Genomic DNA, 24,657 nt, shown 5'->3' with positions numbered 1-24,657 from the left:
AGGTTCAACAGTGGCACTGAAGCTACTCCTCGGGCATCCACGCTGGCCGGGTTACCGTCGTGTTTCCGAACCCAGAAACGTCGTATATCGTCTGCCGAGTGAACTCATCGTTTCCTCTCGTGATGTTGAATTCTGCGATGTATCCTTCCTCGGCAACGATGATGTGCCCGGTTGCGGTATTGGATGGGACTGAGTCAGGGTCTCTGAGACCAGTCACAGTGTACCTGACAGCTGTCGTCCCCTCAACGCTGACAGTCTCTGTCGCGTTTACTTCGAGACTCAGCAAGGGCCGTCGAAGTCCCTCGTGCGAGGCGACACGGTCTCGTTCCCAATCCTCGCCGGGACGCTGGTCCAGTTCACCTGTTATCCGATCATACTTGTACACACCATTAGCGTTGTAATATGTGTGTGAGTCCGTATCGAACCTCGTATCGACAAACCGTATTTCGGCGGTGCCAGCATCGGCATCGAGCGTTCGCACTATCGTGCGGTTCGTGCCTCCGCTGATAGTAACCAACCGGCTTTTCCGAGAGGTATTCTTCACTGTCGCAGAGTGCGTTTGCAGTGCAGTAGAGACGTTTGAGGCAGTAATCCCCTCCTGAGACCACCCCCGTGGATAGGAAAAGTTCTCCACCGTCGATTCGGGAGTCGGGGCCTGTTGGTCTGTGGTAGGCACCCCAGCACAACCGGCCAAGAGGATGACAACGACCAGTGTTACCGCAGGGAGGAAATCTTGAGGGTGGTTGATCATATCAGCACAAATTAGCTACCAGTAAAGATGCTTGTGATAGCTCTCTATCAAGACAAGCAATGTATTCGAGATAAGTCCGTATCGATTGGATGACCGAATTTGGACGAGGATCAGTCACTGGTGCTCAGAACGCAGACTTATCGATATGTTTTCACATCCTAAAATGAGTGAATAAACCATATGTACTATGGCTAACTCGGCAGTAGCCGATCCAAAACGACACTCGTCCCGTCCTCTATCCGGGGCACTGTATTCTCCAACAGGTGTTCATCGCTTTCATCGATGTCGAGGACACCGGTTTCGATGATGCGGGGGCCGTCTTCCCACTCGCCGCTGAGGGTCAGGCACAGCTGACCATCGACTTTGCCGCCAACGACCGAGATTGAGTCGACTGCGTCAAGAAAAGAGACTGTTGTCCAGCCATCGGGTTTCCGGACCCGGAACCCGGTCCTCCTTTTATGTCGGCGAAAAGCACCAGCACTCTGGCTGGCCAGCGGTTTTGTGTCTCCTTGTAGCCGGAGGAGATCATGAGTACTACACCTTCCTTCGAGGAGTACGACTTCGACCGTGGTGACCGCGTCCGGGTTGACTGGACAGACGGCAACAGCCCACTCGACGAGGTCATTGGAATCGTCTCTGGTATCTCGCGCTCCGGCGGCAACGTGATCGTTGCTGTCGAGGTTGACGATGACCAGTATCCCGAGAACTCGATCTACGGTGGCACCCACGACGCTGCTCCCGAATGGGTCGAGCCGCTAGAGCAATCCTAGTCTGATGGGGGGAGACTCGCCCCTCGTTTTGTGAGCCCCAATTGGGTGAGGGGTTTCCGAACATGAGTACAGAACAGCAGTCCGTCGACGAACATATAATACGGCGGCAATCGGCAAGCAATGTCACCGGCACACTTTTTCGACCGCCACTGCAGGTGATGAGCATTTTCTGGCGTGACTGATTGGCTAGTTTTCGTGACTCATTCAGAGGCACATGTGGCGCAACATGTATGGCCTACGCGGCGGTATAATTGAGTATGGCAACAGACGATGCTCCTGAAGAGACCAAAGTTAGTGACCGAGGAATGGTTACCATTCCAGCATCGCTACGCCGTCGGCTCGATATAGAGCCGGGTGATAAGCTCCGCTGGGACACTGACGATGATGGGACGCTCGTCGTCGAGGTTGTCAAGCAACACTACGGTGCCTTCGATGATTTTGAGCCCGTCTCGATGGGTGGCGACGGCAAAGAAACGCATGACATCGCTGGTCATGAGGACAAGTCTGGCTTTACGGGAGATAACTGATGGCAGTTGCAGCTGTGGATACAGGTGTCCTCATAGGGATGGCAGATGCCGATGATCAGCACCACGGTACCGCCATGGAGGTCGTTCGTGGGATGGATCACGGTGAACTACCGACAGGACATGTAACAAACTACGTCGCTCTTGAAACACTCAATTGGATACACAATCGAAAGCACCAGCAGACGGCTGTCGAGACGTACGAGCGGCTCAATCGGTCTGCGGGGTTTGAGATCCTCCACGCAGCACAGAAGGATTTTACCAACGCCCTCGGTCTGTTTGAAACGTACGATCGACTCTCCCTCGGTGACGCAACTATTGTCGCGTACATGCAGCGAGAAGGGATTGAATATCTGTATTCGTTCGATGATGACTTTGACGCGGTCAATGATATAACGCGGCTAGAGACGCCGAACAATCCATTCTAATGAAGCAATCGCCAGAGCTTGCTGGACTTTTGCCGTCACACCCGTTGTGAGGGCTGGAATCGCTGTGGTCGCTCCGTTCGTGTTACAACCACTCACTACACGCCCGACAACAGGGGGTCGCTCCCGGTTCCTGCAGCTAACAGACAGCGGCGTCGGCAGGGCATGTGCCACCGCGTCCAACGCAATTCCGAGCCGGTAGTAGGTTTTTGTCCGGTTCTGGTTCCACAGTGCAGCTAATCACCCGCAAAAGTGTATTTTCATCCTCCGCATCAGTCTCCAGGCGCGTCGATCTCGGGATGGTAAACCACTCCAACCGTCTCAGTCGCGCCGATGGAGTGCGTACGCGATGCACAATTCCTCTTCACCCCCGCTCGCACCGTTACGCAGTCGACGATATCGAGCCTGACAATTCAATTAGTCGTTTTTTCATTCAGAAGGAAGTAGCTCAGGCCGGTAACGCCAGCTAATGCCGTTCCAACGCCAAAGCCGGGGCCACTCGCGTCGGTGGATGCCTCGGTTGGCGTGGACTCAGTGGCAGACACTGGTACAGAACCGGTCTCACGGCTCGCGTCGGTGGATGCCTCAGTCGGCGTGGACTTGATGACTGACACTGGTCCGGAACCGACCTCACGGCCATTGATCGTAAGCGTGTATGAGCCTGGGTTGTCAAACGTGTGGTCGAATGTGAGTTCCGCTGTGTTGTTCGGCCCAACATCACGTTCTCGTGTGTCGATTTCAGTCCCATCGACAGAGAACGTTGTTGCAGCCGTGGCGTTCGCCGACAGCCGGTTCTTAAGTTGGACGATGACAGTGACAGGTGTGCCAACCGTGACTTCATTAGCAGACCGCTGCAGTGTCAGTTCGAAGAGAGCGTGCTGAGCGTTTGATGTTCGTCGGTGGAACTGTGTTATGTCACGCAGAATCTCGCCCGTGATTGTGTGTCCAACACCCTCATAGACCCTGAACGTCGTGTTTGCCCCAGTCTCATTGTACACTGTACGGGTAACCGGGAGCCGCTCAGTCACGCGATTTCGCCCATATACAGCTTCAGCCCGATCCTGATAGCGAACAGAGATTGGATAATAGCTCCGTGGATCTGTTTCAGGGAGCGGCTGATCCTCTTTACCGAGGTATATATACTGGTCAATTGCTGTCCACGCCTCACGGTCGAATGAGCCGTTAACCCAATCTGCATAATCTGCGGTTCCAAGCGGGTATGGAAGTGTGGTACCATCTTTAGAGTCAAGTGGAAGTGGCCGTGCGCCGCCACCACCGAGTGACATTGATCCGACGCGCTCCGGATAGAGCAATGCAAATCGAGTACTAAACGATCCAGATGCGGAGAACCCGTTCATATGGATTCCTTCATCGATCGGATATGGTTCGCTTCCGAGCCGCTCCCGTGCATCTTTGATCATATTCAGTAACTGCTGATCGACACGGTGCAATGTCTCGGGTGGGAACGCATCAGTGGCAATCTCTGCGCGTTTCTCCTCACTGTCAAGCATCTCGAGTGCTAGCGATTGAACGTAATCACCGCCGTCTTCGGGCGTCCGTGGGAAGCCTGGGACGAGTCCTGGGAGCGAGAGAGTGATTGCTGGCCGTAGATACGACTCAGCTCGCTGAGAGAGTTGCTCAGTGAGTTCCTCACGAGATGCGATCGGCCTACTGTTATGTGGTTCAACGAATAACGGCCGGCTTGTATCCTGCTCCGTGTCGGGTTTAAACAGTACATAGGGATAGTGGAACCCAGCGTCAGGGTCAGCATCGATCATCTCCATCTCGCCACCCCGAATCATGCTGGCACGTGCCGCCTCGAGCGACTCACCAATTGCAATGAGTGCGGTGTCATCAGCAATCACCTCACTGTAGTCCTCCCCAGCCTGAATTACCGCAGAAACCTCCGTAGAATCTTCTATCGGCCGATCAAGTTGTATGGTGCGGTTAGTGAACGATGTACCCGAACTGAGGTAAAGTGACTTGTGAATGAGATTATCATCTTCACCACTGACTGGTGTGATGTATAATCGCGCATCAATATCGGTATTCAATGATTCGAGAACGATGGTATCGCCGCTGGAATCCTGCGAATTTAGCGTAACGGACGCATTAGCGCTTTGAGCACTGACGCGACCAATATTGTCTATTGTTGCAGTCCCAAGAATAGACCCGCCGGTGGCTCTCAAGATATTTCGACGGGTCGTGCGACTTTGATCATCATGCTTCATTTACAACCGCTACGTTACCAGCTTTGGAATTATAACTAACGATGGTTATTCCAGCCGTTATGACGCCTGAATTAGTATCAAGATATTATTGATGGTACCGCACACTCTTGGAAGTCATAATGAGTCACAGTTACAGTAGGTCACGGAGTGGCTCTATGTTCGAGATGGCGAAGATGAGAACGGTTACATGGCATTGTCAAGATGGAGTGTGATGAGATGTTGCCGTCACACCCGTTGTGAGGGTTCGAATAGCGCTGGCCGCTGCATTCGTGTTACGATTACTCACTACACGCCTGCAAAGATGGGGCCTCCCGGTTCCTGCAGCTAGCAGACAGCGGCGTCGGCAGCGGCAGGGCACGTGCCACCGCGTCCATCAGCGTTGTTCAGTGCCGATGCTCGCCTCAGTCGGCGTGTGTCACAGGGTTAGGGCGGCGACTCCACCACAACGGGTGTGACGCCACCCGTCGTGGCTTTGTGGTCGCTGTGCTCCAGCAGATCGAGGCCGATATAGCGTTTCTCAAGCAACCCTTCAGCGGTCTCCATATCTATCGCGAGGATCTCCGTCTGTGTCTGGTCCCGTCCAACCTGTCTAGTCTTCTCGACGATATCGTCGCCGCCGATCTCGACCAGCGTCTCCCAGACCCGCTTGATTGTCTGGCGGTGTGGTTCCTTTCCGAGTTCGGCGGTCAGGGCTGTTTGCAGGTCGGCTTTGGTCATGAACACGCCGCTGCCGTCGGTTCGCTTCGTGGCAAATTCCGGCCAGCGCTTGGCGACAGTGATGGCGCGGTAGGTGTTCTGGCGGTTCGACCGCTCGACGAACATTGTCTTGACCTTCGACTGCCGGCAGTTCGCGAAGAAATCCAGCGGCGAACTACTAGGTTCGATTCCCTCGGGCAGTCCTTCGGCGTCTTCCTGGTGGTCGGGGTCGGCTTCGAGTTGCTGTGCTTTGGCGATAGCACTCTTGGCGACATCGTGGGTGGCCTCCTGTTGGGCTTCGAGGTCTTCGAGACGCTGTTCGTTCGTGGCGGCGTCGCCGACCGCAGTGGTGGCAACGTCATGGGTCTGTTCGAGGTCTTTCTCTAGTTCTGTAACACGCTCTTGGAGGTCATCGATAGTCCCGATCAGCAATTCAAGAACACTCGAAACAGGGGGTGACACTTCGTCGTCGAGTTGGGTGACGAGGGACTGTAGTTCATCGATATCCGTGTCATCTTGTCCGAGGTCCATGTCGAGGGCATCGGCAAGCGCTTGGTCGGTTGCTGTACTCTCGGTGGCTTCGTCGGAGGTTGGTTTTCGTGGCATCGTGACCACAGGACCCGTCCCCGGAATCGAACCGAGCGGGGCTGACCACAGCACGGGCTCTTGCTGACGTAGCTGGCGCTTGCTGGACGTGGCAGTTGGCTCGTGGCAACCCTGCCCCGTCTAGTGAATTTGTGTCGTGGCACCGCGCCGGCGGTGACTAGCTGTCTGGATGCACTGTCGCCTCGGCCAGCGTGGTAGTGGGTTCACCAGTAGTGGGACACTCCCGCTGGTGGAAGGGCTCCAGTCGTGATCGACACCGTGGAGTTTTCGAGTGGTTGGGTGACCAGATGCGGGTGGCCCGGGTAGTGCGTGCTCATGGTGGGCTCCCGCTGACGGCAGTTAGCAACTGTCTGGCTTCGCGGGTGCGTCTGGCTGTGTGCTCAGTCTGAGCTAGTGCAAGTCGGGCTGCGCAGGCGTCTAATTTCGCCTGGGTGTGACTGCGCTCGTAGCTTGGCGGATCGAGGACAGCCCGGCAGTACTCGATGACAGCGGCGTCGGTGTCAGCGTTCGTTACAAGGCGTTTCGCGGCTTGGAGGCGACGCTCCTGTTGGTCCTGTGCGGTATCGTTTTGTAGTCTGATTGTCTCGGTCATGATGCCGTGCGCGACCGGGCCAACGGAGTCATGGCTCCGGTGGTCCATTTTCAATGAATCAACCTGGCCCGGTGAGTCGCGCATATCTGGATACGTGACTCCCGTTGGACATAATACTTGCGTAGATGCAACTATTAGTAGACAATTTCTATAAGTATGCACCCTCAGATATGAAACATATTGATGGCTGGCGACAAGCCAGGCCCTGAGCAAGAGGTCAGTGACGAAGAACTCCTTCGCGTGCTTGCTTTGGCCTACAAACCGGCGCTCGGAACCACTGAAATCGCAGACTGCGTTGATCTCAGCAGACAGGCGATTGATCAACGGATGAAGCAACTCGAAGAGATACGGCTCGTTGAATCTGGAAAGTTTGGATCGACCAGAGCGTGGTGGTTGACTGATGATGGCCGACGTCAGGTCTCCGATTCGGAATTGAACGACCCGTCGCGCCAGTAAATATATGGGCCATCTCCGAGCTGAGACTTCTGAATATCGCCAGATTCTGCTAACTTACTCATCCGCTGCCGAACCCTCCAAGACGAGAGTCCAACCTGTTCTGCAATCTGCTTGGCAGTGGCAAACGGTTCGTTAGTATCCATAACGGCCTGAAGTAATTCGGAGTCGCTGACCTTGGGATCGGGGCCTTTGGTACTCATCTTCTGTTACCCAATCATTGCGCCTAGACAATAGTTTTATTGTTGCGGAGGCGCAACCGTTTAGATAGGAACAGACGCGCCGCTGGGCGATTTCGTGTCTTCGAGAACGCGAGTTGCCCACGCTGTCATCAGCAGCGTAGGCGCGTCGGTTCCGTCGAGAACCATGAGTAAGTCTGCATCGCCGACTAGTAAATCTGTCGGCACGACTGACGCGCATCCAGAGGAACGCACCGCCCGCGAACTGCTCACCCAGGGTCGCCCGCTCTTCTTGGGCGTCGACGGTGAAGGCGCAGCCCACTACTGGGACAGCTACGAGTTCGCCGTGGCCGTTGTCGCAACCGACGACAACGCCGAGAAGGTCGAACTGTCCGAGACGCCGTTTGAAACACTCGCACAGTGGTGTGAATACACGAAGGACGAACGCGGCTGGTCCGTCGGCCCACACGTCGGCGGCTCGCTCGTCGACGATCTCGTTCGAGGTGTTGAGGCATGAGCGAGACCGTCCGCTGTACGGTTGAGAACCGCAAGCGCGTGAAACGCGCCGCCCGTGCGCTCCGCGAGACCGTCCCGATCGTGCTGGTCGAAACGATGCCGCCGGTGTGCTCGGAACACGACGCGTGGACGCTTGATGCCGTGCTTCGAGACACCGAGGGCGTCCCGCCGGAAGTGCTTCGGGAGCTGGCGCTTGCGGACCTGACGCTCCAGCCGATGCCCTCGCAGGCCGAACATCAACACGTCGTTGCGACGGCCTGAGCTGGGTAGCGATACCTCTACTTTTTTGCTGAGTTGCGTGCGTTCTTTGCATGGGTTGCGGTGGTTCCTACGTTCAAACTGACTGACCGCGACCCCGCGCCGGGACCTGTTAGTGGCAGGTCCCACGACGGCGCTAGTGTGTATTCATAGCTGATGAGTGACTGGTATGTAAACCCCCCTTGGACTTCCGGAAGGGAGCGAGTATGACAGGAATAAGTGTATTTGACACGTCTTGATCTTGAATATTGAGATGGCCCCGATGTGCAGGCCGGCTATGTGAGTCGCTTTTGATGCCATATTCAGGTGGTGTCAGAATAGGTGAGAAACATCGCTTGTACTTCCGGGGTGGTGATTCACTAACCAACACTCGGTGGCAGAAGTGGTCCAGTGTTGGTTAGTCATGAGGGTGTCGTAGAACAGTCCCCAGGACGGCTGATTTCAGAACTATTGCGGTGAATTGGCTGGTCAGTAGGCCTGCCGACTGATATATCAAACCACGGTGCGTGCGAGTCCCGAGTAGCACTAACTTCTATATACCAGCTGGAGCCAGAATTTTGCTCATGGTTGCTCGCTACAAGATAGATACCAATGGACGGACTCGTTCAGCACCGGGAGAGTGCTTACCGCTTACCCCTGAGAGAAGGTGATGCTCGTCTCGACTGGGGCTGGGTCGTCGAACCCGAGTTCATCTTGAATAAGTGGGTCAAACTTGGAGACATGCTGGATACCCTCAGAACGAATCTCAGTTGTTATTTCAGATGAAGTCCCGACTTCGACATGATACCCAGTAGACTGCTGATACACGATGTGTTCAATCCCGGTGGGGTCTGGGACCTTCCTGCGGTGGTCCTCAACTACGATTGCCAGATCGTACTCAGCATCAGTATGAGGCTCGAAAAATTCCGGTATAAACCCGGCTATGGCTGTTTCATCGGGATGCTCTGCATTGAGGATATGTGTTGTCTTGAGTTCTGGTAGGACTCTCTTTAATCGGTCAGTGAAGTGAGATTCCGCATCGGTTGGGTCGATACCGAGTTTCGATGCGATTGAATCTTGCTCGTCAACAGAAAATGTGAATCGGTCCAGTAGGAGCTCGTAAAACTGGCCGAAATCCTCTTCTAAAGGCTTTCCCTCGACTTGGCTGGCGTTCAGTGTATCACCTGTGCTGCCACTGTCGCCGGTTTCGATCAACTCTGAGGCTTTCAAAGCGCCGATTACCCGCCACGAAACTTGGCTGCCGTGTTCGTACTCAAGCTCGCTGAAAATGGGATATGCAGCCGGGTCGATCCCGTAGGTGATATTACCTACTTCCGGTGGGCGAGCGTAAATGTAGTATCCCGGGTCGTCCTTGTATTCGCGGAGAGTTGGCACAATAGCGACTTGCAGAAGTGGACTTAACAGTATTTTGTAATATGGGTTCTCTATTCAGAGAGGTTCTGAAATTAGATGTTTAGGCGGGCGAGTGTGGATTATTCAAATAGTAACGTACCCTCCGATGTGTGCGAGTTCACCCTCGTGTTCGATAGCAACTCTTTCATCACCTTCTGCCACCATTTCCAGAACAACTGCCATTCATTTTCTACAAAATCCTCACATCGAATGCGTCCATGACTGTCTCCGAACAGCTCAATGACTTCGGAAGCCTGAAGCACACCGCCACAAGTCACATTCTTCCCCCGCTCTTAGCTTAGAAACGCTGTTTAGTGTGTCTGCACACGGAACGTAGGATTTCAACAAAGCGCTTCTATCCTTGTTTCTGAACGAACCGTTAAAACAGATTATGGCCAAGACCATATTGAAGGGCCACGTAACCTAGGCAGAGAGGACGCTGGAGTCACTACCGAAAATACAACGGCCAATTAAATGCCAGAGTACAAGAACCAACACTACGTTCCACAGCATTTCCTCCGTGGATGGGCCGAAAACGAGAAAGTCAGCGTCTACCACATCGAGGAGGGAGCAATTCAGGTCAAAACCTCCATCAGCAAGGTGTGTTCCGAGGACTACCTGTACGGCAATCCTACTCACGTCGAAAGAGAACTCCACAAACTAGAAGGCCTGCATAAAGATCCGTTAGAGACGCTTCGAAACGGTGGTTATCTTCCAGATTTAACTCCCCAAGAACGTCTGCTTCTGTTGTCGTTCATCACTACTCAGAGAACCCGCTCGAAGTCCACGCGAAAAAGCATTAACGAAGGAGACAAACTACTGCGAGAAGGGGTTAGAGACGACCTAGTCAGCGACAGATACGATGATCACATTGAATGGACCTCCGAATTGACGCCGGAGGAGAAGGAGGATACTCTGGTTGATGCGACGACGCTGGGTATCCATCTCGAAATGATTGTTTTAGGAATTTTCGGATACCAAATACTTGAGGATTTAGAGCCGGTTATGCTTCGAAACGTCGCCGATAAAGAATTCGTTATCTCGGATACACCAATTATCACAGACAATCCACAATTCAAATCGGATAGAGTTGTCTCTGGGTTTGCTGAACATGGGCTTCAACTATACTGCCCGATAGATCCGAAACGAGTTCTTCTGCTCTACGACCCGACAGTTTACGATATCGAGTCCAACTCTCGTAGGCAGGTATTGTTGAAGTCTCAGAAAACTGTGGATGAAGTGAATCTTCTGCAGTTTCATAATGCAGACAATGTTGTGCTTCACAATTCCTGCAGCGAGGAGTATCTTGACCGGTTAGCCAGTCGGATGAGTGAATTCCGCCGCCGGGACAAGATTATTCATGAGATGGAGGTTGACGGCGAAATAAGAAATATCGATGGAATTCCAGATTTCCAGGTGCCGGCGAAGTCTCCCGATCTCCCAAGGGGAGAGATGGGGTCTGTAGCACGTCGTGGTCAAAGACCGACGACGGACGCTGAGAAGGCACGGGAGTTGACAAATCAAATATATGAAGAAGCAGGCGGAGCCCCGGACATCGCTGTTATCATGGCTATCAGACAGATGGCAGAGTACGTCGACTCTTCTGTGGAGTGTTGAGACCCACAAACCACTCTTTTCTGGCTCTGTGGAACTCCGTATCTTCAAATTCAGCACTGTTTGAAACAGTCGGTCGCTGAATAGTGTGTACTGACCGCAGAGTCATGACTGGGCCTGCCCCAAACAGGCCCCATGATGGCGCGAGTATGTGTTTGTAGCTGACGAGCGACTGGTATGTAAACCCCCCTTAGACTTCCGGGGGAGAGATCGCTAACTAACACGCGGTGGCAGCACCGGCCAACTGTTGGTTAGTCAGAACCGGTTATTCGATCAGTACAGGGTGTCTACTCTGCGATTTATTTCCGCTAAAGCAACCGGTCAGAGCGCTGGAGAGATATATTGAAAACTGCTGTAACAGCGATTGTCAAGACAGAGAACAGGCACAGCAACTGTGCACTAACATAGACGTTTGTCGTGTGACCGACTACGGACGTACCTCCTCAGCAATCGCAATTTCACCAGCGGAATAATACACCCACGCACAAATAAGGACGATACCGACTGCTGCCCGCACAACCCATATCTCGATGGATTGCGCAAGCGATATATTTGCAATTTCTACAACGAAAAGCGAGGGGAGCGTCAACTCTGGATTCTGCGAGAAGGGCTGTTGAGTCAGTATTAAGAGTGCCACCCCTCCGAAGTGGACGCCAATTGGCAACGACAGTTGTCCGCTCAATATGTAGGCTGTTCCGAATAGAAAACCTCCGACAAGGCTAGTGAGCACGGCAGACAATCCACCACCTAATAAATGCCAAATCCCGAATATCGGAGTGCTTGCAACGAGTGCAAGCATGACTGCTGTTCTTTTCCCTACAGACCGTTTTACGAGACCCTCTGCGGCATTCTGAATGAATATTGTCCTAAATACAATCTCTTCGAATACGTTATTTGAGAGAGAGAACACCAGCAGCGCAACGACGACAAGAACTCCGAGGGGTATCGAATCAACTCCAACGCCAGTCAGGTCTGTGCGAAGAGTTGCATATCCTCTCGCTACCTGATAGAGAACTGTACAGATCAAAGCGCTTACGCCAATTATTGTTCCGACGAGGAAGTCCACTACCCACTGTGTAGACCAAGCGAATCCATAACTGGTGAGTGGACGGTTATCAAGCCGTGAGGCGACGGCGAGTGCAACGAGTCCGCTTGCAATCATGAGTGTAGCTGTTAGGATGAGCGGAGTCAGCGTCTGAAGGACGACACTCGTTCTAGAAACGTTCCCAATAACTGATTGGAATGCTATCCTCATTACGATCCGGCCGCCCAGATAGGTTACAAGAGCGGCGAATACCGGAATAACGACCCGCCAAGTGGCCCGTAGCCGCGTATCCTCTGAGCCATACAGAAGTCGATGGATGAGGTCTGTTATCCCTGAACTCACAGAAATATTTTCTGACATATTCACCCAATTTCATGTCTATGCATTAATGATTTTGACTCATTGTTACAATTCGACACGGCGTTCGTCTAGTCCCAACGGTGAGTGTGCACCAACCTTTCTGCCACTACCCACACAACATACTCAACTCGCAAATGCACTGAACAGGCGTTTCATCACTACGACTGCCCAAAGAACCCAGATTGGCAACGACTGGCCAGAGCGTGATAAGCAATTTCGAACAGCCACCTCAGACCGCCCGGTCGACGAGTTCGTGCACCCAGTCAGGGGCGTCGAGGTCAGCTGCAACGCCGTGCTCCCACGCCTCGACGATCTCGTAGCCGCCTGTGCGTTGGATTTCTAGCCGCCAGCGGCGCGTATCGTCCTCGGCCTTGGGTTCGACTTCGAACTCCGCAGTGTCGTCGCCGGTTGCACCAAGGTACTGGACGGCGAGTTCAGTCCCATCATGCAATTCGACCGTCTGGGCCTCTGTTGCGGCTATATACAACCGAATACGGGAGACTGGCTATTAAAATGAGCTTGTACTTCCGGAGTGGGGACTAGCTAACCAACGTGCAGTGGTGAGAGTGGGGGTATACTCGGAAAATAAAGCATGATTTCTTGCCAAAGTCAGGCTCGCCCGAATCGGCGAGGCGGACGTTCTACGTCAACTTCGCGGCTCACTCTTTAACATCTTGGCGGACACCATTCGGGCAAGGGAGATGGGCGAGGAACTGATTGAGGGGAAGCAACTGACCGATGGTGAGATGATGCAGGCCATCGAGGACGACCCGCACGACCTTCGACTTCCGACCGAACCGTCAGAGACCAAGCAGGTATTTGAACGCAACTCGTCAGACGCCAGTTGATCAATACTGTACGGGGATTTATTCACAAGGGCTGGTATGCTGAGTTATGATCGATTCATACCTGGTACGTTCCCTGAAGCGTGTTCATGACCAGGCTGCTGAGACGCTGAAGATGAAAGAACCAACTTCCTCAGAAACGATAGCTGATCGGTTTAACCAAATTCTTGAAGAATTCCAAGAAGAGTATCCAGAGAACGAACGTCTGCACAAAATTGAGGGCGTAGAAGGGACAACGGCATCAATTACGCGTATGCACAGTGTCGAGACCGCTAATGAGGATCTACGTGAAATCAAGCTTCGAACGGAACAAATTGCGGATCTATTCGATATAGATGTTGCTGATTTTGAGCAGGTCGATGAAGCCACAGAGATGCGTCCTATCGTTATTCAACAGAATACGGATGTAAATCAGGAAACAGAGGTCTCTCAGTCAATAGAGTACACTCAAATCATCGACCAAGTTGATCAGGCGATGCTTGATAATGAGGAAGCAGAGGAATTGAAAGAACTCATTCGTGAATTCCAGAATGAAATAGAAGACGCAAACACGGATGAATCCCGACTCCGCGATCTCGTTGGGCGAGCAAAACAGTATGGTGCTGGTATCGGTACACAGGTTGGAGTGAAACTAACTATGGCCGGACTGCAAGCTGGTTATGACCTAATTCCCTGATGTGCTACTATGGAGAATGGGCGGTCTCAATACAAGTAGAGAATGGCTCATTGACTCCCAGTGAAACAGCTCCTTGAAGTCTGACACTAGAGAGTTCAGAGTGATGATTAGAGAGAGTGAAGTCAGCATAGTCCAGTCGGGAAAAGTAGAATGAAGAACCCGAGAAGTCAGCATCCACTAATAGATGCTAACATCTCAAACACCTATTTGTGATTTCGAACACATAGGGCCAAACATGGCTAATAAAGAGTTTATTGAGTTCGTTCCCGGTATTATTTCATCTACAACGGAAGATCGACATGGGCATGAAGTGCCAAAAGAAGCTCTTGAGAAGTGGGCAGGGCAGATTAGGGACGAGAGCAACGTTATCCCACTGACGTTCCACCATTCTTCAGAACCAGTGGGAGAATGGGTAGACGCCCGCGTCATTAGTCATGGAAATTCTGCCTTCTTATCTGCTCTTGCTGGCATCTATGAAGGGCATCAAGACGCAGTAGAGCGAATTAATGATGGCGAGTTCGGGGGTCTGAGTATTGAAGGAGTTAAATACGAGAATGTCACGGAGGATGAATTTGAGTCAACGGACGATTTGATTACCTTGTCAGTAGAGGGTTCACAGGCAGGTTTTGTTGATAATCTAATCAAAGATAGAGAAGTGAGTTACCGCTTTAGGATACAAAAGTCGCAGGTTGGTGTTGCTCTATTTGAAATTGTACTGGAAAATATAGACGGAATTGCTCAGGCGCTAATTATGATTCACGCGTACAATAAGTATCAGAGGAAGGTCTTTGAAGGAGATAGTGATACAAAGGAAGAATCAAATAAAGCAGAAATTCAGCTACCAGATGGTACAGAAATTAATCTCTCAAAGACCAGTGCAAAGCAGGTAATCGTGACATTAGAAGATTCAGGATATGAAGTAATGATAAACCCAGAGGAAGCAGAAACCCTCAGCAAACAGTACGAGATGGCTATTGAGGAAAAAGCAACCACAGACGACTGAGAATACGGTGAACTCAAACTCCGAGTTGATAGGTTTTCTTCTGATCGAGGTCTTCAAACGTCGTCGTGTCATTTAGACTGACCTGACTGCCCAAGTTACTTACCAATATAGGGAGATACAACGGTTATGACAGAGGCTGATGAAGAAGGGCGAGGAGACGTTTCATCCATCTCCCGACAAGCAATTCAGCGTATTATTCAGGACTTCAGATACGACATTCAGGGAGCCAAACGGAAAGGAGCCGATTTTATCCCCTCTGCATTCATCCTATTCTTGGAGAAGTGGCTCGGGTTCTGGATTACCCTCATCATTATAACTTTCACTATTGGTACACTTGGAATGTGTCTTGTCTACGCTGCTAAGATGGGGAGCACGTTCCCTATACTCTCCAATTCACTCCCATGGCTTCTCGGCCACATCTGGATAGTCGGCCTCCTCGTTGTTCTAACCTATGGCGTAGTCCTCTTTTCCCTTCTGCTCGTTTCCGCCGTCCGTCTCGTATTCTGGAGTCGGGACACCTACGTTGATATTTGGAACCGAGATACACCGCCGTTTACAACACACGATTCAGAAGAGGAATCTCGGGTAAGGCCGCCAAGCGATCAGCAGCGACAGGAAGCGTGGAATCACGCCAGAGACTACTTGGGAAATGGGTCTATCCTCTTCATCTCAATAGTGGGACTTCTACTATTGTTTGAGAGTGTCGCTACGGAAACACTGAATAAATTGCTCTCGTCCTCATTCCTGACCATTATCGGGAACAGTATTGATGTAGGAATTGGAGTTCTGGACTTTAACAGTGCTCTTGAGACAGTTGCTCCGAACGCAGGCCAGCCCGAAATCGTTCTTTTCGTCTTATTCTTCGTTCTTCCAGCGGCCGTAATGGCAATTGGCACTCGTAATCTCCTCTTCCTCATCGAAGCACAGGTCCGAACCCATATCGAGAACGTTCGTGAAGGCAACTTCCTCAGTTGGTCCACAGTCATCCTCTTCACCATGTTCGTCTATAGTATCGGTATCTGCGCCAACATCCTCGTCCAGTTGGGTTGAAAATTAAACTGAGTGAGGGTCAGATTATATGCCGATAGGAGTCCCATGCTGTCAGGACTGTCGCCACAGCCCACGAAGAGCGTTCCAATAATCTTGTAGTTTGGTGATATAACGAGACAGTTTATTGAAACACAGCCCGGCGTAAAGCGTTATCAGCGACAACGCTGTAGCTCAGAAATCTGGTACACAGGGAAGTGAAAGTCACCTCCCCGCAGATGCTTGGAACCGTCGTACGCACTGCCTATCCAGTGATATAATTTACGCCACCATTCCCGGCCTACACTTCCTCACGCCGCCGCTCGTACTCTTCGCGTTCCAACGCCCACTCGTATGCACTGCCCGGCGTCGGGTCTCCAAGCCACTGCAGAAACCGCTCGTTCTCCGCGAATGGCAATGCCAGCGCCGATCCCACACCATGACCTCGTAGCCCTGCTCGGCAAGCGCCTGCTCGCACGCCTGTCGCTTCCCGTCGTCGGTGATCGTCCAGGTGGCCCGTGGCTGCGTTGAACTTCCGGGCCACTCTAACCCACCGTCACAGGCATACCAGATACGTGCAATCGGTTTCGTTAGCGTCCAGTCCGACGGTGGGCTGTCCATCCATGTCCAGTAGCGCCCAAGAGCTGGATGTGAGAGTGTCCGGAGCCGGTAGGCACCAGTATCGTCGCGAGTAATCCCGCGGACAATCCAGCCGAGCTGGTCACGAACCCATGTGAGATGGGGCCGCCGCATTGAGGATATCCGTAGCGCTGGCGGCCCATCGTTCGGGTTGCTGAGATTCCCGTCACCTACCAGACAGCCCCGAATCGCCTCGTGCTGGGCATCACTCACATCACGATACGAACAGCGCTTGCTCCGCGACCAGTGCTGTGCAAGGCGCTGATACTCGCTGTCGCACTGGTGGCAGACGCCCCCACGGGCGTCGACGACCCACTCGCTCATACCCGCTGGTCCGAAGGGACCGATATGTAGGTACCGTGTTCGCTCCAGTGTCGTAACTGTAATTTAGGGTGGTTGTGTCTCTGTCTCTCGGATCGGCGTGTAGTAACGTTGGAGCCACTCTGCTAATCCGTCTAATCCTGGAAAGAGGACCCGTTCAGTAATGTTGGAGGCATCTAATTTATCTCGGATCTCCATTTTTACGGATGCCGGAATTCGATAGCGTTTGAAAATATTCCTGTGATCTGCAAGCCATTGGTCAAATCGTTGTGTGGGGTCTGGCAGCACAGAAAACAGAGCAAATTGATTTACGATTCGTCCGTCAAGAGACGGTGGCTCAAAGAACAGCGGACCATCTGTCTCGTTTTGCTCAAATATGGCGTTGGGGTCATCGAAATTACTGGCAACCTCAGTCAGTTCATCAATGGTGAATACATGTCCAGATTTCTCCTTAGTCCAGGTGTCATTGAGTAACGCATGTGCTTCGTCGATATCAACACGCCAAATCAAGCCATCTTCATCCAATTTACTCATGTTTTCTGTGGCAAAATGTAATGCGACTAGTGGCGAGTACGTCCAGTCAAGAATCCTTGTGGGTAGGCCATAATGTTGTGCGACGGAAAGTTGATGCCAGATAGATTTGTCAGAGAGTGACCGGTCTTCCGCATATTTGATGAAGTTTCGGAGTATATCCGACTCTACATCTGCTCCATGACTGGCATCAAATATACCATCCGAGTTTTGCTGACCTAAACGAATCAAAGATGTCGGAAGAGTATCATATTCTTCTGAGAGGCCACGAAAGGCGTGAGATGGCCGATAGCGGTTCAGGTTAGACTGCCATGCCCCTTTGAATAGTTTATCTTGAGCGTCTTCCCAAGAGTATATCTCCACGGTCTGTTCTTGGAAATCTCCCATTAGGTTGGATAGCGATGTTCCAATCTTAAATTCAGTGTGATTCTATCACTACTCATATTAGTGGCAGGAACACGCTGTACCGACCGAGTGTATCAATATCTATGTCTCTGAGTAGAAAAACCGGTGATACAGAAGGTAAAACGGGAGTGTGACCGAGGATGAGAGAATAATGAGAAGGAAGAATCGGCCATGACCGGACGATCTTGCACCGGGTCCATCTTGTAGCACCATCGGTGGAAAGCCAGCTTGTTGCAATGGCTGATCCAGACGCGTCATAAATAGAATCTGCAAGATGGTGTAACAAATAATTGCAGGAATAAACACTCCAAAGAAAAACTTCGTAAACTCCTCTTCTATTTTTTCTTCTGGCTTTTTCTTGGTCATGTTTTAATTTGATGTCTAAATTTCTTTTCTGCCTGCACCTTTAACAATGGGTGATCTTGGGTAATATCGACTGCAAGACCAGCAATCACACCAATTACACAGAACTGCATGCTGATTGGACTCCAGAGGATAGTAAGTCTAAGAGCACTCTGCTTGGGGTCATCAGCCATCAGAGAGGCTGTTCGAATCGCGTAAAATATTATTGTTACAACAAAGGCCAGCTCAAATATCCAATCCATACTCCACGCTGTTTCGAATGAAATGATTTGAGTCCCAAGAACAGCAATTACTGCAGCCTCAACAGCCAATGCTTCCGTATCGAACTCAGTACGACGCTTGGACGCTCGACGCGGTGTTATGTGGTTCAGAGGGTGTGCCGCTGGAGGTTCTTAGCGAGTTGGCACTTGCTGGGTTGACGTTGCACCCGACGCCGTCGCAAGCAGAGTACCAGCACGTGGTAGCGACGGTATTGGTGGATAAAGCGCTAACCAACAAATGGTGGGTAATGCCATGAGTGCTGGTTAGCCACTTCTCCCACTCCGTTTTCTGACCGTCATTTATTGCTCGGTAGGTGTGTGAACTTACGGGTGAAATGGGAGCAGAAAGAGGAGGTGTTTTACCGCATCGTACAACTGCATTATTATACACACCATTGAGATTTATCCTGTGACAGTTTGAGGTGCATTGTGTCTTACTCCAGACACGTATTCAATAAACACCCACGCAACATTTCAAGAATAGAGACTCTGTGCACGGTTTGAGTCGATTCATCCCGCCTGCCCGGTACTCGGTATTACTGTCCCCACAATAGTGCTTGTTAAATATTCGGTCTGGCTTCTCCCCCAGAAGTGCTGCGGCTCCTGTTTTGTCAGTTGTGTGGATAGTAATCGACGAAATGAGTACCACACAGTCCACTCGAAAAAACCGTGGCACTGTCAGCTCTCGTCTTGGCGTGGCCGTAATTATAACCGTTGCCGTGTGGATATATCTGGAGTTCGTTGCCATCTTACTCGGTCACTCCCCGAGGGCAGGACCGCTCCTGCTTGGCGAGTTCCCAGTCGTCCGTGACGTGAGCGCCCAACTCCTCCGTGGATTCCTCGCTGTCGTACTCACACTGCTAGCCGTGCGGGTGTTCGATATTTCATCCCCACTCGAATGGATGGGTGTGCGCCGTCCGAGGAATTGGGAGTGGGCGTATATCCTTCTGGGCGTCGTGCTGGCGTTCGTCTGGCTGGTCGGTTCTCTCGTTCTGATTCAGAATGTCCTTGGACTGGAGCGCACGATGCTACTAACACTTCCAGAGCGTGTCCGAATCGCCCGGGTAGTGACGTTGTTAGTGCTTGTCGGCCCAGCCGAGGAGGTGATTTTCCATGGTATCATCCAACGGTCACTGGAAGACGTTATCGGTCTCTGGCCAGCTATCGCTGCTGGTGGTATACTCTTTGGAATGTCTCATGCTGACCCCGCCGCCCTTGCTCTCGGTGACCTACTCTTCTATATGGCCCAAGGTGGCTTCGGCATGATTGCTGGTTGGATCTATGCCAAAACAGAGAATATCGTCGTTCCAGCGCTTGTTCACGGGATTTTCGTTTCGCTCACTACCGCCTTGCCACTACTGGCTGGCTGAGGTGAATAGGATAATTATCGTACTAGCGTTTCAAACACTCGTGCTTCGATTGTCCGGAGATGAGACCAAGCAGTTGTAGGAGCGACACCAACCTCCTCGGCAATAATCTTGTGGATAGCCTCTCTGGAGTTGCTGTAATAGCAGTAGTTGAAAACACGCCGACTCTATTCAGCAACGCTCAGCGATATAGAGCCGCTACTGGGGGTCGACAGCAATCAAGGGACCCCAGTATCGTCGCCAAGCCATAGTTTATCCCTTTATTTGTCCAATTATCCAACGGGGCGGCATGGCGCAGGTGCCGTCGGAGTTCGGGGCGGAATTCGAAGCGAAGACAGAGACCTTCTTCCGCACCGCTGAGTTGCTCTACGCCAACCCCGGCCGGCAATACACCCAACAGGAACTCTCTGACCGCTTCGACTGCTCGGTAAGCGTGCGAATTTTGTGTTCAGATTTCGTGCCGTACTTATTTCTGGTAGTTGTAATTTAGTCTATGCGTCCCGCCCTCCGATACACCATTTCACTAACTGTTGGAGTAGTAATCACAGTTCTTGCAGCAGAGTTCGCCACATCGGACCACCTGATCATGGTCTCGCTTCTTCCACTCTACGGTGCAGTAACGTCGATGCTTTTGGCACACAAACAACAGTGGCTCGCTCTGTCTCGTGGCAAGACCACCCGGTCGGCGAGAAAGCGAGGGGCTATTATCGGAGGCCTTGGCGCATTTACTGGGTATTTGCTTCTCCAAGCATCAATCCCCGCTGGACTTGCTGGGTATGGACTCATGCTTCTTGGCATGGCTGGAGCTATCGGCGACATAGCTGAGTCATGAACCGCCTGCACTGACCGTTTTAGTATATGTGCCAGCTACGTTCCGTTGGTCACTTCACGGCCTCAAGGAGTTCATCTCGTTCTGATCAGGGGACGACAGCGTCCGAATCGTCGAACAACGTCATCATTCGCTCTTTTTTGAACTCCCCATCGATTTCGTACTGACCGCCCTCTCGACCACAGCCCGATAGCAGGTGACGTTTCCACCGCAGGTGTGGGTCTCACCGGACGACGGTCCCTGTACCAGCAGCGTGGCGCCACTCCGTCGCTCAACGTTCCCTGACTCCTGGAAGCTGAACGTGGACCTCGAACGGACCTCACCGTCGACGAGGAGCTGGAGTTCGTACTCCCGTTTGCCGTAGTTTTCGGAACTCAGATTGACGACGTGCCACCGCTGGCCGGCTGCGAGCCGCTTGGAGCGGTTCAGCAGTGTCGTTTCGTCGGCCCGGATGCGGATACTGAACGTCCGCTCGTCGGCGTAGTCGCTCTGGACCGCGACTCCGTACCGGACCGGCCTTTCTTCCGTCCCGTCGGGTGTCAGAGTTGTCGTCCCATCGGTGAATCCGCCACAGCCGGCCAGTATCAGGAGGACCGCCAGCAGGAGGGCTTCGAATCGCATGTCTCCGACCTGCTGCTGTTCCGTCATAGTCCTTGGAACCGGGACAGTTCTTGCCGATATTCCCGAGACAATTATTGTAGATAGTGCTGTGTTGAGTAGCGGGTCTGGCGTGGTCGGTCGGAGGTTACACTGGCTTGTGAGCGAGTAGTGCGAGTCGGTCACAGACGGGTTGGAACGATTACTCACTTAGGCCCCAGCCGAGTAACGGCTCGTAATGAAACGGCGGTCCGTTATCGTCGCTGCTGCTGGAGTTGTTCCACTTTCTGGGTGTTCGTTCTCTTCGTCTGAGAGTGGCAACATCCAGATTGCTAATCAGATCGGCCAGGAAGTGTGGAAAGAGATCTCTATTCAGAGCGAGGGAGGACTACTTTCGGACCCGCAAACCGTCTATCAGACGCGAACCAGACAACCACCAACAACGTCCTATCGTTCGACGCTCACCGATGTCGTTCCTCCCGGTGAATATGAGGTAACAGTCATGTTCGAGTCCACCGAGACGGAGCAACAGAGCGATCCACACACCACTCAATGGAATCCGACTGGCAAGACAAGTAAGTCTCTGATAATCAGCTTGGGGCCCGACTTCGATGTGGAGTTCTTCACACAATAACGTGGGTAGTCCCTGCGATTGGTACCGCGATAGACCAAGCCTCTATAATCAGCACAGGTGGCGTGTATTCACCGACAGAAAACTTATCACCGGAACCGAATTCTACCGAACCACTGTGCCCTCCCGGCGAACGGTACTCCAGACAGGACTCGTCACGTTCAGCACGTACCTTGCGGGATGTACCTCCCCAATCACGGATAAAAATGCTAGGACGCCCGTTTCATATGACGACTCCGGAACCTTTGGCGAAACTCCAGATGGTCCGAAGTCGTATCCTGACCGCCCCGACAGCCTGAGTCCTGAAACCATCTCTTCGTACGTTCGAGAGTTCGAATATGCGAGAGTGTACAACTCGCTCCACGAATCCGATGCAGAGACCGTCTCGGTCGATTGTACGGGTGTGTACGATACTGGCGCTCGTGGCGGTCACTACGCCCTTGCAGCGTGTACTGGGTACGCTAATTACGCTGATGGGGGCCACGCCGATCACGGACAAGGCCCGGCAGTCTACTTCGTAGGCGATAGGCTGACGGTTCGAATTGAGGATCTCGACAGTCGACACCGGGATTACAAAGATGTGTTTTCGGCCGAGGAACCGGGTGAGAACGTCGAACAACCCGGTGAGGGCTCATCGACAGGCTATCGAGTGTATAATCTGGATACAAACGCCCATGAACTATCGGTGATAGTGGATTTTCTCGGCGCGTTCACTCCTGCTGAGGCATTTTCCACTGAATACACTCTCGGCCCTACTTCGGGTATCTTGCAGGATAGTGTTACATACCGACGGGGTGAGTATCGCATTACTGCTGAGCTTGCGAACGGATCCAGTGCATCGACGCAATGGACAGTCACGAAGGACGACGACTATGGCCGACACAAGACATCGATTATCGTCGACCCAGCAGGTAAACTCACGATTCGCAAGCCGCCGTTTAGCAAGGTACGTTGACGGGATTAGACACCGATTCCTCCGATGGCCCAGCCCAGGTACCGAGGATACGAAGCGAACGGTGGTAAAGCATTAACCAACAACCGGTCATGTCCGCCCGGACGTGTTGGTTAACCCTGCCGAACAAGTTGTGGCTGCATTGCGTATCAGTGACTCTCTTATTGCGGGTTACACCGTCGAGTACCGCAATAACGCCTCTTCATTCATCCCGTATCCATCCTCTATCGCATACGACAGGCAAGATGGCAGTGTATTCTTGCTCGGGGAACAGCACGGTGATCTCCATAACCCGAGGCGTATTCGCAACGATCTTTTGAAAATTGATATCGGGTTCTGATAAGAGTAGCCCATCACGTGAATAGTGATGTTGATGAAAGACCATGGGGCCAAGTGGCACGGCACGTTTGAATTCTGCGTCTGTTGGTGGCTCCTCATCAGCGGGCACGTCGATGTCCGATAACTCGAAGCGCCCCTGGCCAACACTAATGCCCGTTCCGGTAAGCGACTTCTCGTCTAGGAGAGTCTGTAGTCGGTCTGATGCATGGTCAACAGCTCGATGCGTTCCCCACCGTGCAAATGGCATTGTACTGCTGTCTCCTGCGTCCCATGTAATCCGGACACTGTTGTTCTCTTCGAGATATTCGTACTCTCGACTTGGCGATACCTCGAATGTAAGCCCGGATGCAGCCCCAAGTCGGAGCGTTGGCTCAACCGCGGGATCGAACTCAGAGCCCGTCGTTTCTGTCTCAGGGGTAGGTGTATCCCTATGGTGAGAAGTTGTCTGTGAATCAGATGAAGGTGCACTGCAGCCAGCACATGAAAGAGAAACTACTGAGCCCAGTCCCGCAAGGAGCGCTCGACGATTCATATGGGAAATGACTGCTCATTTGAATAAATATCTTCTCGGTGTCCCAGAAACGACCGAAAATTCGGAACTCTTGTGATCAACCAGAATGACTCAAATCGGCTTGCTATCTGTTTCCTCGGTAGCTCACAGGCCGCAAATCATCATGTTGGCCAGAATTGGTCGTGGCCGAACCTGCAGCCGGGTCGAAGCTATAGCCGCAAACGGACACTTTACCGCTCATCAACTCGTGCGTCGGCTTCCCCAGTCACCAAGCGATACACGCCGCGCAGTAACAGGGTGATCCCAGCGATCCCTACCCCGTAGCCGAGTGCATCCATGAAGCCACAGAGGTTATTGCTCGGGTACTTCCCTGAAACAACTGCTCAGTAAGCGAGCGAGCTTAGCAAAAAGAGTGACAAAGCCTATTCAAGTATCATTTCAACAGTACTGTATGATTCAGCGGCAAGAACGGAACATACGGCGAGATGGGACCCTCTTTTTGCTCGGCTTCGCTGGCATAATCCTCGTTGACGTCGTCGCATCATCAGCGCCGGTCGGCAGTGAGGAGACGGTAATTCATGGTCTCCTCTTCGGTTGTTCAATCGGCATAATGCTTTCCGGTGTTTTTCGCGCTACCAGCAGATATGCCCTTTACTCAACGCTTGCACTGGGGGTCGGTTTTGCTCTTAGTGCTGTTATCGACCTATTTTGAGTCGGGTCTATGTAACCCGCGGTGAGTGGTTCACCTGTAGCTACGAACGCTCAAAAGTACGTTTGAGCGTTGTACATCCCAGCATTAGGTCTGATTACCGATCTCATAGGCTTCGATATCAGGCTGCTCACTCAGTGTTCGAATCCACGATACTGGAATCGGGGTCAGTATTGAGGGTCACGCTCGATGGCATGGCGAGCGGATACTTCCTGACGCAACATCCCACTGACCCTCGTTC

The 24,657-nt window shown here is 52.3% G+C and carries 30 protein-coding genes and 2 pseudogenes; 16 read left to right on the top strand and 16 right to left on the bottom strand.

Annotation, left to right across the window (positions count from 1 at the left end; translation table 11 throughout):
• Positions 1–22: 22 nt before the first annotated feature.
• Entirely contained in the window at positions 23–481 is a 459-nt protein-coding gene (locus RBH20_RS19720) for a hypothetical protein (RefSeq protein WP_306711908.1), read from the bottom strand.
• Between the two features lie 461 nt (positions 482–942).
• Positions 943–1,245: a hypothetical protein gene (locus tag RBH20_RS19715; RefSeq protein WP_306712025.1), complete on the bottom strand. Its 303-nt coding sequence runs from the start codon at positions 1,243–1,245 to the stop codon at positions 943–945.
• A 33-nt stretch (positions 1,246–1,278) separates the two neighbouring features.
• On the opposite strand from RBH20_RS19715, the gene RBH20_RS19710 reads away from it, so the two are divergent.
• From RBH20_RS19710 to RBH20_RS19700, 3 genes are all read left to right on the top strand, one after another.
• Positions 1,279–1,521, top strand: a complete 243-nt coding sequence (locus tag RBH20_RS19710) for a hypothetical protein (RefSeq protein ID WP_306711906.1) — start codon at positions 1,279–1,281, stop codon at positions 1,519–1,521.
• 257 nt (positions 1,522–1,778) lie between these two features.
• Complete coding sequence (locus RBH20_RS19705) at positions 1,779–2,048, top strand: AbrB/MazE/SpoVT family DNA-binding domain-containing protein (RefSeq protein WP_079980890.1); 270 nt, start codon at positions 1,779–1,781, stop codon at positions 2,046–2,048.
• A complete protein-coding gene (locus RBH20_RS19700; protein ID WP_306711903.1) occupies positions 2,048–2,473 on the top strand; it encodes a type II toxin-antitoxin system VapC family toxin in 426 nt (141 codons plus the stop codon). The genes RBH20_RS19705 and RBH20_RS19700 overlap by 1 nt, the downstream gene beginning before the upstream one ends.
• Positions 2,474–2,883: 410 nt before the next feature.
• Here RBH20_RS19700 and RBH20_RS19695 read toward each other — a convergent pair whose 3' ends face one another.
• The 3 genes from RBH20_RS19695 to RBH20_RS19685 all read right to left on the bottom strand — a co-directional run bounded on the left by RBH20_RS19695 (position 2,884) and on the right by RBH20_RS19685 (position 6,679).
• Positions 2,884–4,701: a hypothetical protein gene (locus RBH20_RS19695; RefSeq protein WP_306711900.1), complete on the bottom strand. Its 1,818-nt coding sequence runs from the start codon at positions 4,699–4,701 to the stop codon at positions 2,884–2,886.
• A gap of 423 nt (positions 4,702–5,124) precedes the next feature.
• Entirely contained in the window at positions 5,125–6,003 is an 879-nt protein-coding gene (locus tag RBH20_RS19690; protein ID WP_306711898.1) for a hypothetical protein, read from the bottom strand.
• Between the two features lie 313 nt (positions 6,004–6,316).
• Complete coding sequence (locus RBH20_RS19685; protein WP_306711896.1) at positions 6,317–6,679, bottom strand: hypothetical protein; 363 nt, start codon at positions 6,677–6,679, stop codon at positions 6,317–6,319.
• A 99-nt stretch (positions 6,680–6,778) separates the two neighbouring features.
• Here RBH20_RS19685 and RBH20_RS19680 point away from each other — a divergent pair, with 99 nt between their 5' ends.
• Positions 6,779–7,051, top strand: coding sequence for a winged helix-turn-helix domain-containing protein (locus RBH20_RS19680; RefSeq protein WP_306711894.1), 273 nt, complete (start codon positions 6,779–6,781; stop codon positions 7,049–7,051).
• On the opposite strand, the gene RBH20_RS21410 is transcribed toward RBH20_RS19680, so the two are convergent.
• Positions 7,009–7,194, bottom strand: coding sequence for a winged helix-turn-helix domain-containing protein (locus RBH20_RS21410; protein ID WP_373567991.1), 186 nt, complete (start codon positions 7,192–7,194; stop codon positions 7,009–7,011). The genes RBH20_RS19680 and RBH20_RS21410 overlap by 43 nt on opposite strands.
• Positions 7,195–7,414: 220 nt before the next feature.
• On the opposite strand from RBH20_RS21410, the gene RBH20_RS19675 reads away from it, so the two are divergent.
• Together RBH20_RS19675 and RBH20_RS19670 are read left to right on the top strand one after the other, a co-directional pair.
• Positions 7,415–7,744: a hypothetical protein gene (locus RBH20_RS19675; RefSeq protein ID WP_306711892.1), complete on the top strand. Its 330-nt coding sequence runs from the start codon at positions 7,415–7,417 to the stop codon at positions 7,742–7,744.
• Positions 7,741–8,004, top strand: coding sequence for a hypothetical protein (locus tag RBH20_RS19670; RefSeq protein WP_306711891.1), 264 nt, complete (start codon positions 7,741–7,743; stop codon positions 8,002–8,004). The genes RBH20_RS19675 and RBH20_RS19670 overlap by 4 nt, the downstream gene beginning before the upstream one ends.
• A 627-nt stretch (positions 8,005–8,631) precedes the next feature.
• On the opposite strand, the gene RBH20_RS19665 is transcribed toward RBH20_RS19670, so the two are convergent.
• A complete protein-coding gene (locus RBH20_RS19665) occupies positions 8,632–9,375 on the bottom strand; it encodes a hypothetical protein (protein WP_306711889.1) in 744 nt (247 codons plus the stop codon).
• 492 nt (positions 9,376–9,867) lie between these two features.
• Here RBH20_RS19665 and RBH20_RS19660 point away from each other — a divergent pair, with 492 nt between their 5' ends.
• Positions 9,868–11,010 (top strand): DUF4238 domain-containing protein, encoded by a 1,143-nt coding sequence (locus tag RBH20_RS19660; RefSeq protein WP_306711887.1) that lies wholly within the window; start codon positions 9,868–9,870, stop codon positions 11,008–11,010.
• A 424-nt stretch (positions 11,011–11,434) separates the two neighbouring features.
• Here the strand turns inward: RBH20_RS19660 and RBH20_RS19655 are convergent, their stop codons facing one another.
• Together RBH20_RS19655 and RBH20_RS19650 are read right to left on the bottom strand one after the other, a co-directional pair.
• Complete coding sequence (locus tag RBH20_RS19655; protein WP_306711884.1) at positions 11,435–12,412, bottom strand: CPBP family intramembrane glutamic endopeptidase; 978 nt, start codon at positions 12,410–12,412, stop codon at positions 11,435–11,437.
• A 229-nt stretch (positions 12,413–12,641) separates the two neighbouring features.
• On the bottom strand, positions 12,642–12,899 hold the full coding sequence (locus tag RBH20_RS19650; protein ID WP_306711882.1) for a hypothetical protein: 258 nt from the start codon (positions 12,897–12,899) through the stop codon (positions 12,642–12,644).
• Positions 12,900–13,113: 214 nt separating this feature from the next.
• On the opposite strand from RBH20_RS19650, the gene RBH20_RS19645 reads away from it, so the two are divergent.
• Entirely contained in the window at positions 13,114–13,260 is a 147-nt protein-coding gene (locus RBH20_RS19645; RefSeq protein WP_306711880.1) for a hypothetical protein, read from the top strand.
• Positions 13,261–13,306: 46 nt separating this feature from the next.
• A complete protein-coding gene (locus RBH20_RS19640) occupies positions 13,307–13,933 on the top strand; it encodes a hypothetical protein (RefSeq protein ID WP_306711878.1) in 627 nt (208 codons plus the stop codon).
• A 7-nt stretch (positions 13,934–13,940) separates the two neighbouring features.
• On the opposite strand, the gene RBH20_RS21405 is transcribed toward RBH20_RS19640, so the two are convergent.
• On the bottom strand, positions 13,941–14,111 hold the full coding sequence (locus RBH20_RS21405; protein ID WP_373567989.1) for a hypothetical protein: 171 nt from the start codon (positions 14,109–14,111) through the stop codon (positions 13,941–13,943).
• 57 nt (positions 14,112–14,168) lie between these two features.
• On the opposite strand from RBH20_RS21405, the gene RBH20_RS19635 reads away from it, so the two are divergent.
• Complete coding sequence (locus RBH20_RS19635) at positions 14,169–14,936, top strand: hypothetical protein (protein ID WP_306711876.1); 768 nt, start codon at positions 14,169–14,171, stop codon at positions 14,934–14,936.
• 126 nt (positions 14,937–15,062) lie between these two features.
• Entirely contained in the window at positions 15,063–15,986 is a 924-nt protein-coding gene (locus RBH20_RS19630) for a hypothetical protein (RefSeq protein WP_306711874.1), read from the top strand.
• 258 nt (positions 15,987–16,244) lie between these two features.
• Here RBH20_RS19630 and RBH20_RS19625 read toward each other — a convergent pair whose 3' ends face one another.
• The 4 genes from RBH20_RS19625 to RBH20_RS19610 all read right to left on the bottom strand — a co-directional run bounded on the left by RBH20_RS19625 (position 16,245) and on the right by RBH20_RS19610 (position 18,532).
• Positions 16,245–16,925, bottom strand: coding sequence for a hypothetical protein (locus tag RBH20_RS19625; protein WP_306711872.1), 681 nt, complete (start codon positions 16,923–16,925; stop codon positions 16,245–16,247).
• Between the two features lie 63 nt (positions 16,926–16,988).
• On the bottom strand, positions 16,989–17,840 hold the full coding sequence (locus RBH20_RS19620) for an FRG domain-containing protein (protein WP_306711870.1): 852 nt from the start codon (positions 17,838–17,840) through the stop codon (positions 16,989–16,991).
• Between the two features lie 99 nt (positions 17,841–17,939).
• The gene (locus tag RBH20_RS19615; RefSeq protein WP_306711868.1) at positions 17,940–18,224 is read right to left on the bottom strand and encodes a hypothetical protein; all 285 of its coding nucleotides are present in this window, start codon (positions 18,222–18,224) and stop codon (positions 17,940–17,942) included.
• A complete protein-coding gene (locus RBH20_RS19610; RefSeq protein WP_306711866.1) occupies positions 18,221–18,532 on the bottom strand; it encodes a hypothetical protein in 312 nt (103 codons plus the stop codon). The genes RBH20_RS19615 and RBH20_RS19610 overlap by 4 nt, the downstream gene beginning before the upstream one ends.
• 5 nt (positions 18,533–18,537) lie before the next feature.
• On the opposite strand from RBH20_RS19610, the pseudogene RBH20_RS19605 reads away from it, so the two are divergent.
• A pseudogene (locus RBH20_RS19605) lies at positions 18,538–18,738 on the top strand (hypothetical protein); the annotation flags it as partial.
• 438 nt (positions 18,739–19,176) lie between these two features.
• Positions 19,177–19,851 carry a CPBP family intramembrane glutamic endopeptidase gene (locus RBH20_RS19600; RefSeq protein ID WP_306711864.1) on the top strand — a complete coding sequence of 225 codons (675 nt, stop codon included), beginning with the start codon at positions 19,177–19,179 and terminating at the stop codon, positions 19,849–19,851.
• A 14-nt stretch (positions 19,852–19,865) separates the two neighbouring features.
• On the opposite strand, the pseudogene RBH20_RS21400 reads toward RBH20_RS19600, so the two are convergent.
• Positions 19,866–19,979 (bottom strand): annotated as a pseudogene (locus RBH20_RS21400) (helix-turn-helix domain-containing protein); the annotation flags it as partial.
• 158 nt (positions 19,980–20,137) lie between these two features.
• Here RBH20_RS21400 and RBH20_RS19595 point away from each other — a divergent pair.
• Positions 20,138–20,338: a hypothetical protein gene (locus tag RBH20_RS19595; RefSeq protein WP_306711862.1), complete on the top strand. Its 201-nt coding sequence runs from the start codon at positions 20,138–20,140 to the stop codon at positions 20,336–20,338.
• Between the two features lie 465 nt (positions 20,339–20,803).
• On the opposite strand, the gene RBH20_RS19590 is transcribed toward RBH20_RS19595, so the two are convergent.
• Positions 20,804–21,298 carry a hypothetical protein gene (locus RBH20_RS19590; protein ID WP_306711860.1) on the bottom strand — a complete coding sequence of 165 codons (495 nt, stop codon included), beginning with the start codon at positions 21,296–21,298 and terminating at the stop codon, positions 20,804–20,806.
• A 725-nt stretch (positions 21,299–22,023) separates the two neighbouring features.
• Here RBH20_RS19590 and RBH20_RS19585 point away from each other — a divergent pair.
• Both RBH20_RS19585 and RBH20_RS19580 read left to right on the top strand, forming a co-directional pair.
• Complete coding sequence (locus RBH20_RS19585) at positions 22,024–22,860, top strand: hypothetical protein (protein WP_306711858.1); 837 nt, start codon at positions 22,024–22,026, stop codon at positions 22,858–22,860.
• Between the two features lie 1,298 nt (positions 22,861–24,158).
• Positions 24,159–24,419: a hypothetical protein gene (locus RBH20_RS19580; RefSeq protein ID WP_306711857.1), complete on the top strand. Its 261-nt coding sequence runs from the start codon at positions 24,159–24,161 to the stop codon at positions 24,417–24,419.
• Positions 24,420–24,657: the final 238 nt, after the last annotated feature.

Origin of the sequence: Haloarcula sp. H-GB4, assembly GCF_030848575.1 — an archaeon.
Lineage (GTDB): Archaea > Halobacteriota > Halobacteria > Halobacteriales > Haloarculaceae > Haloarcula.
This window is presented reverse-complemented; position numbering and strand designations above follow the sequence as displayed.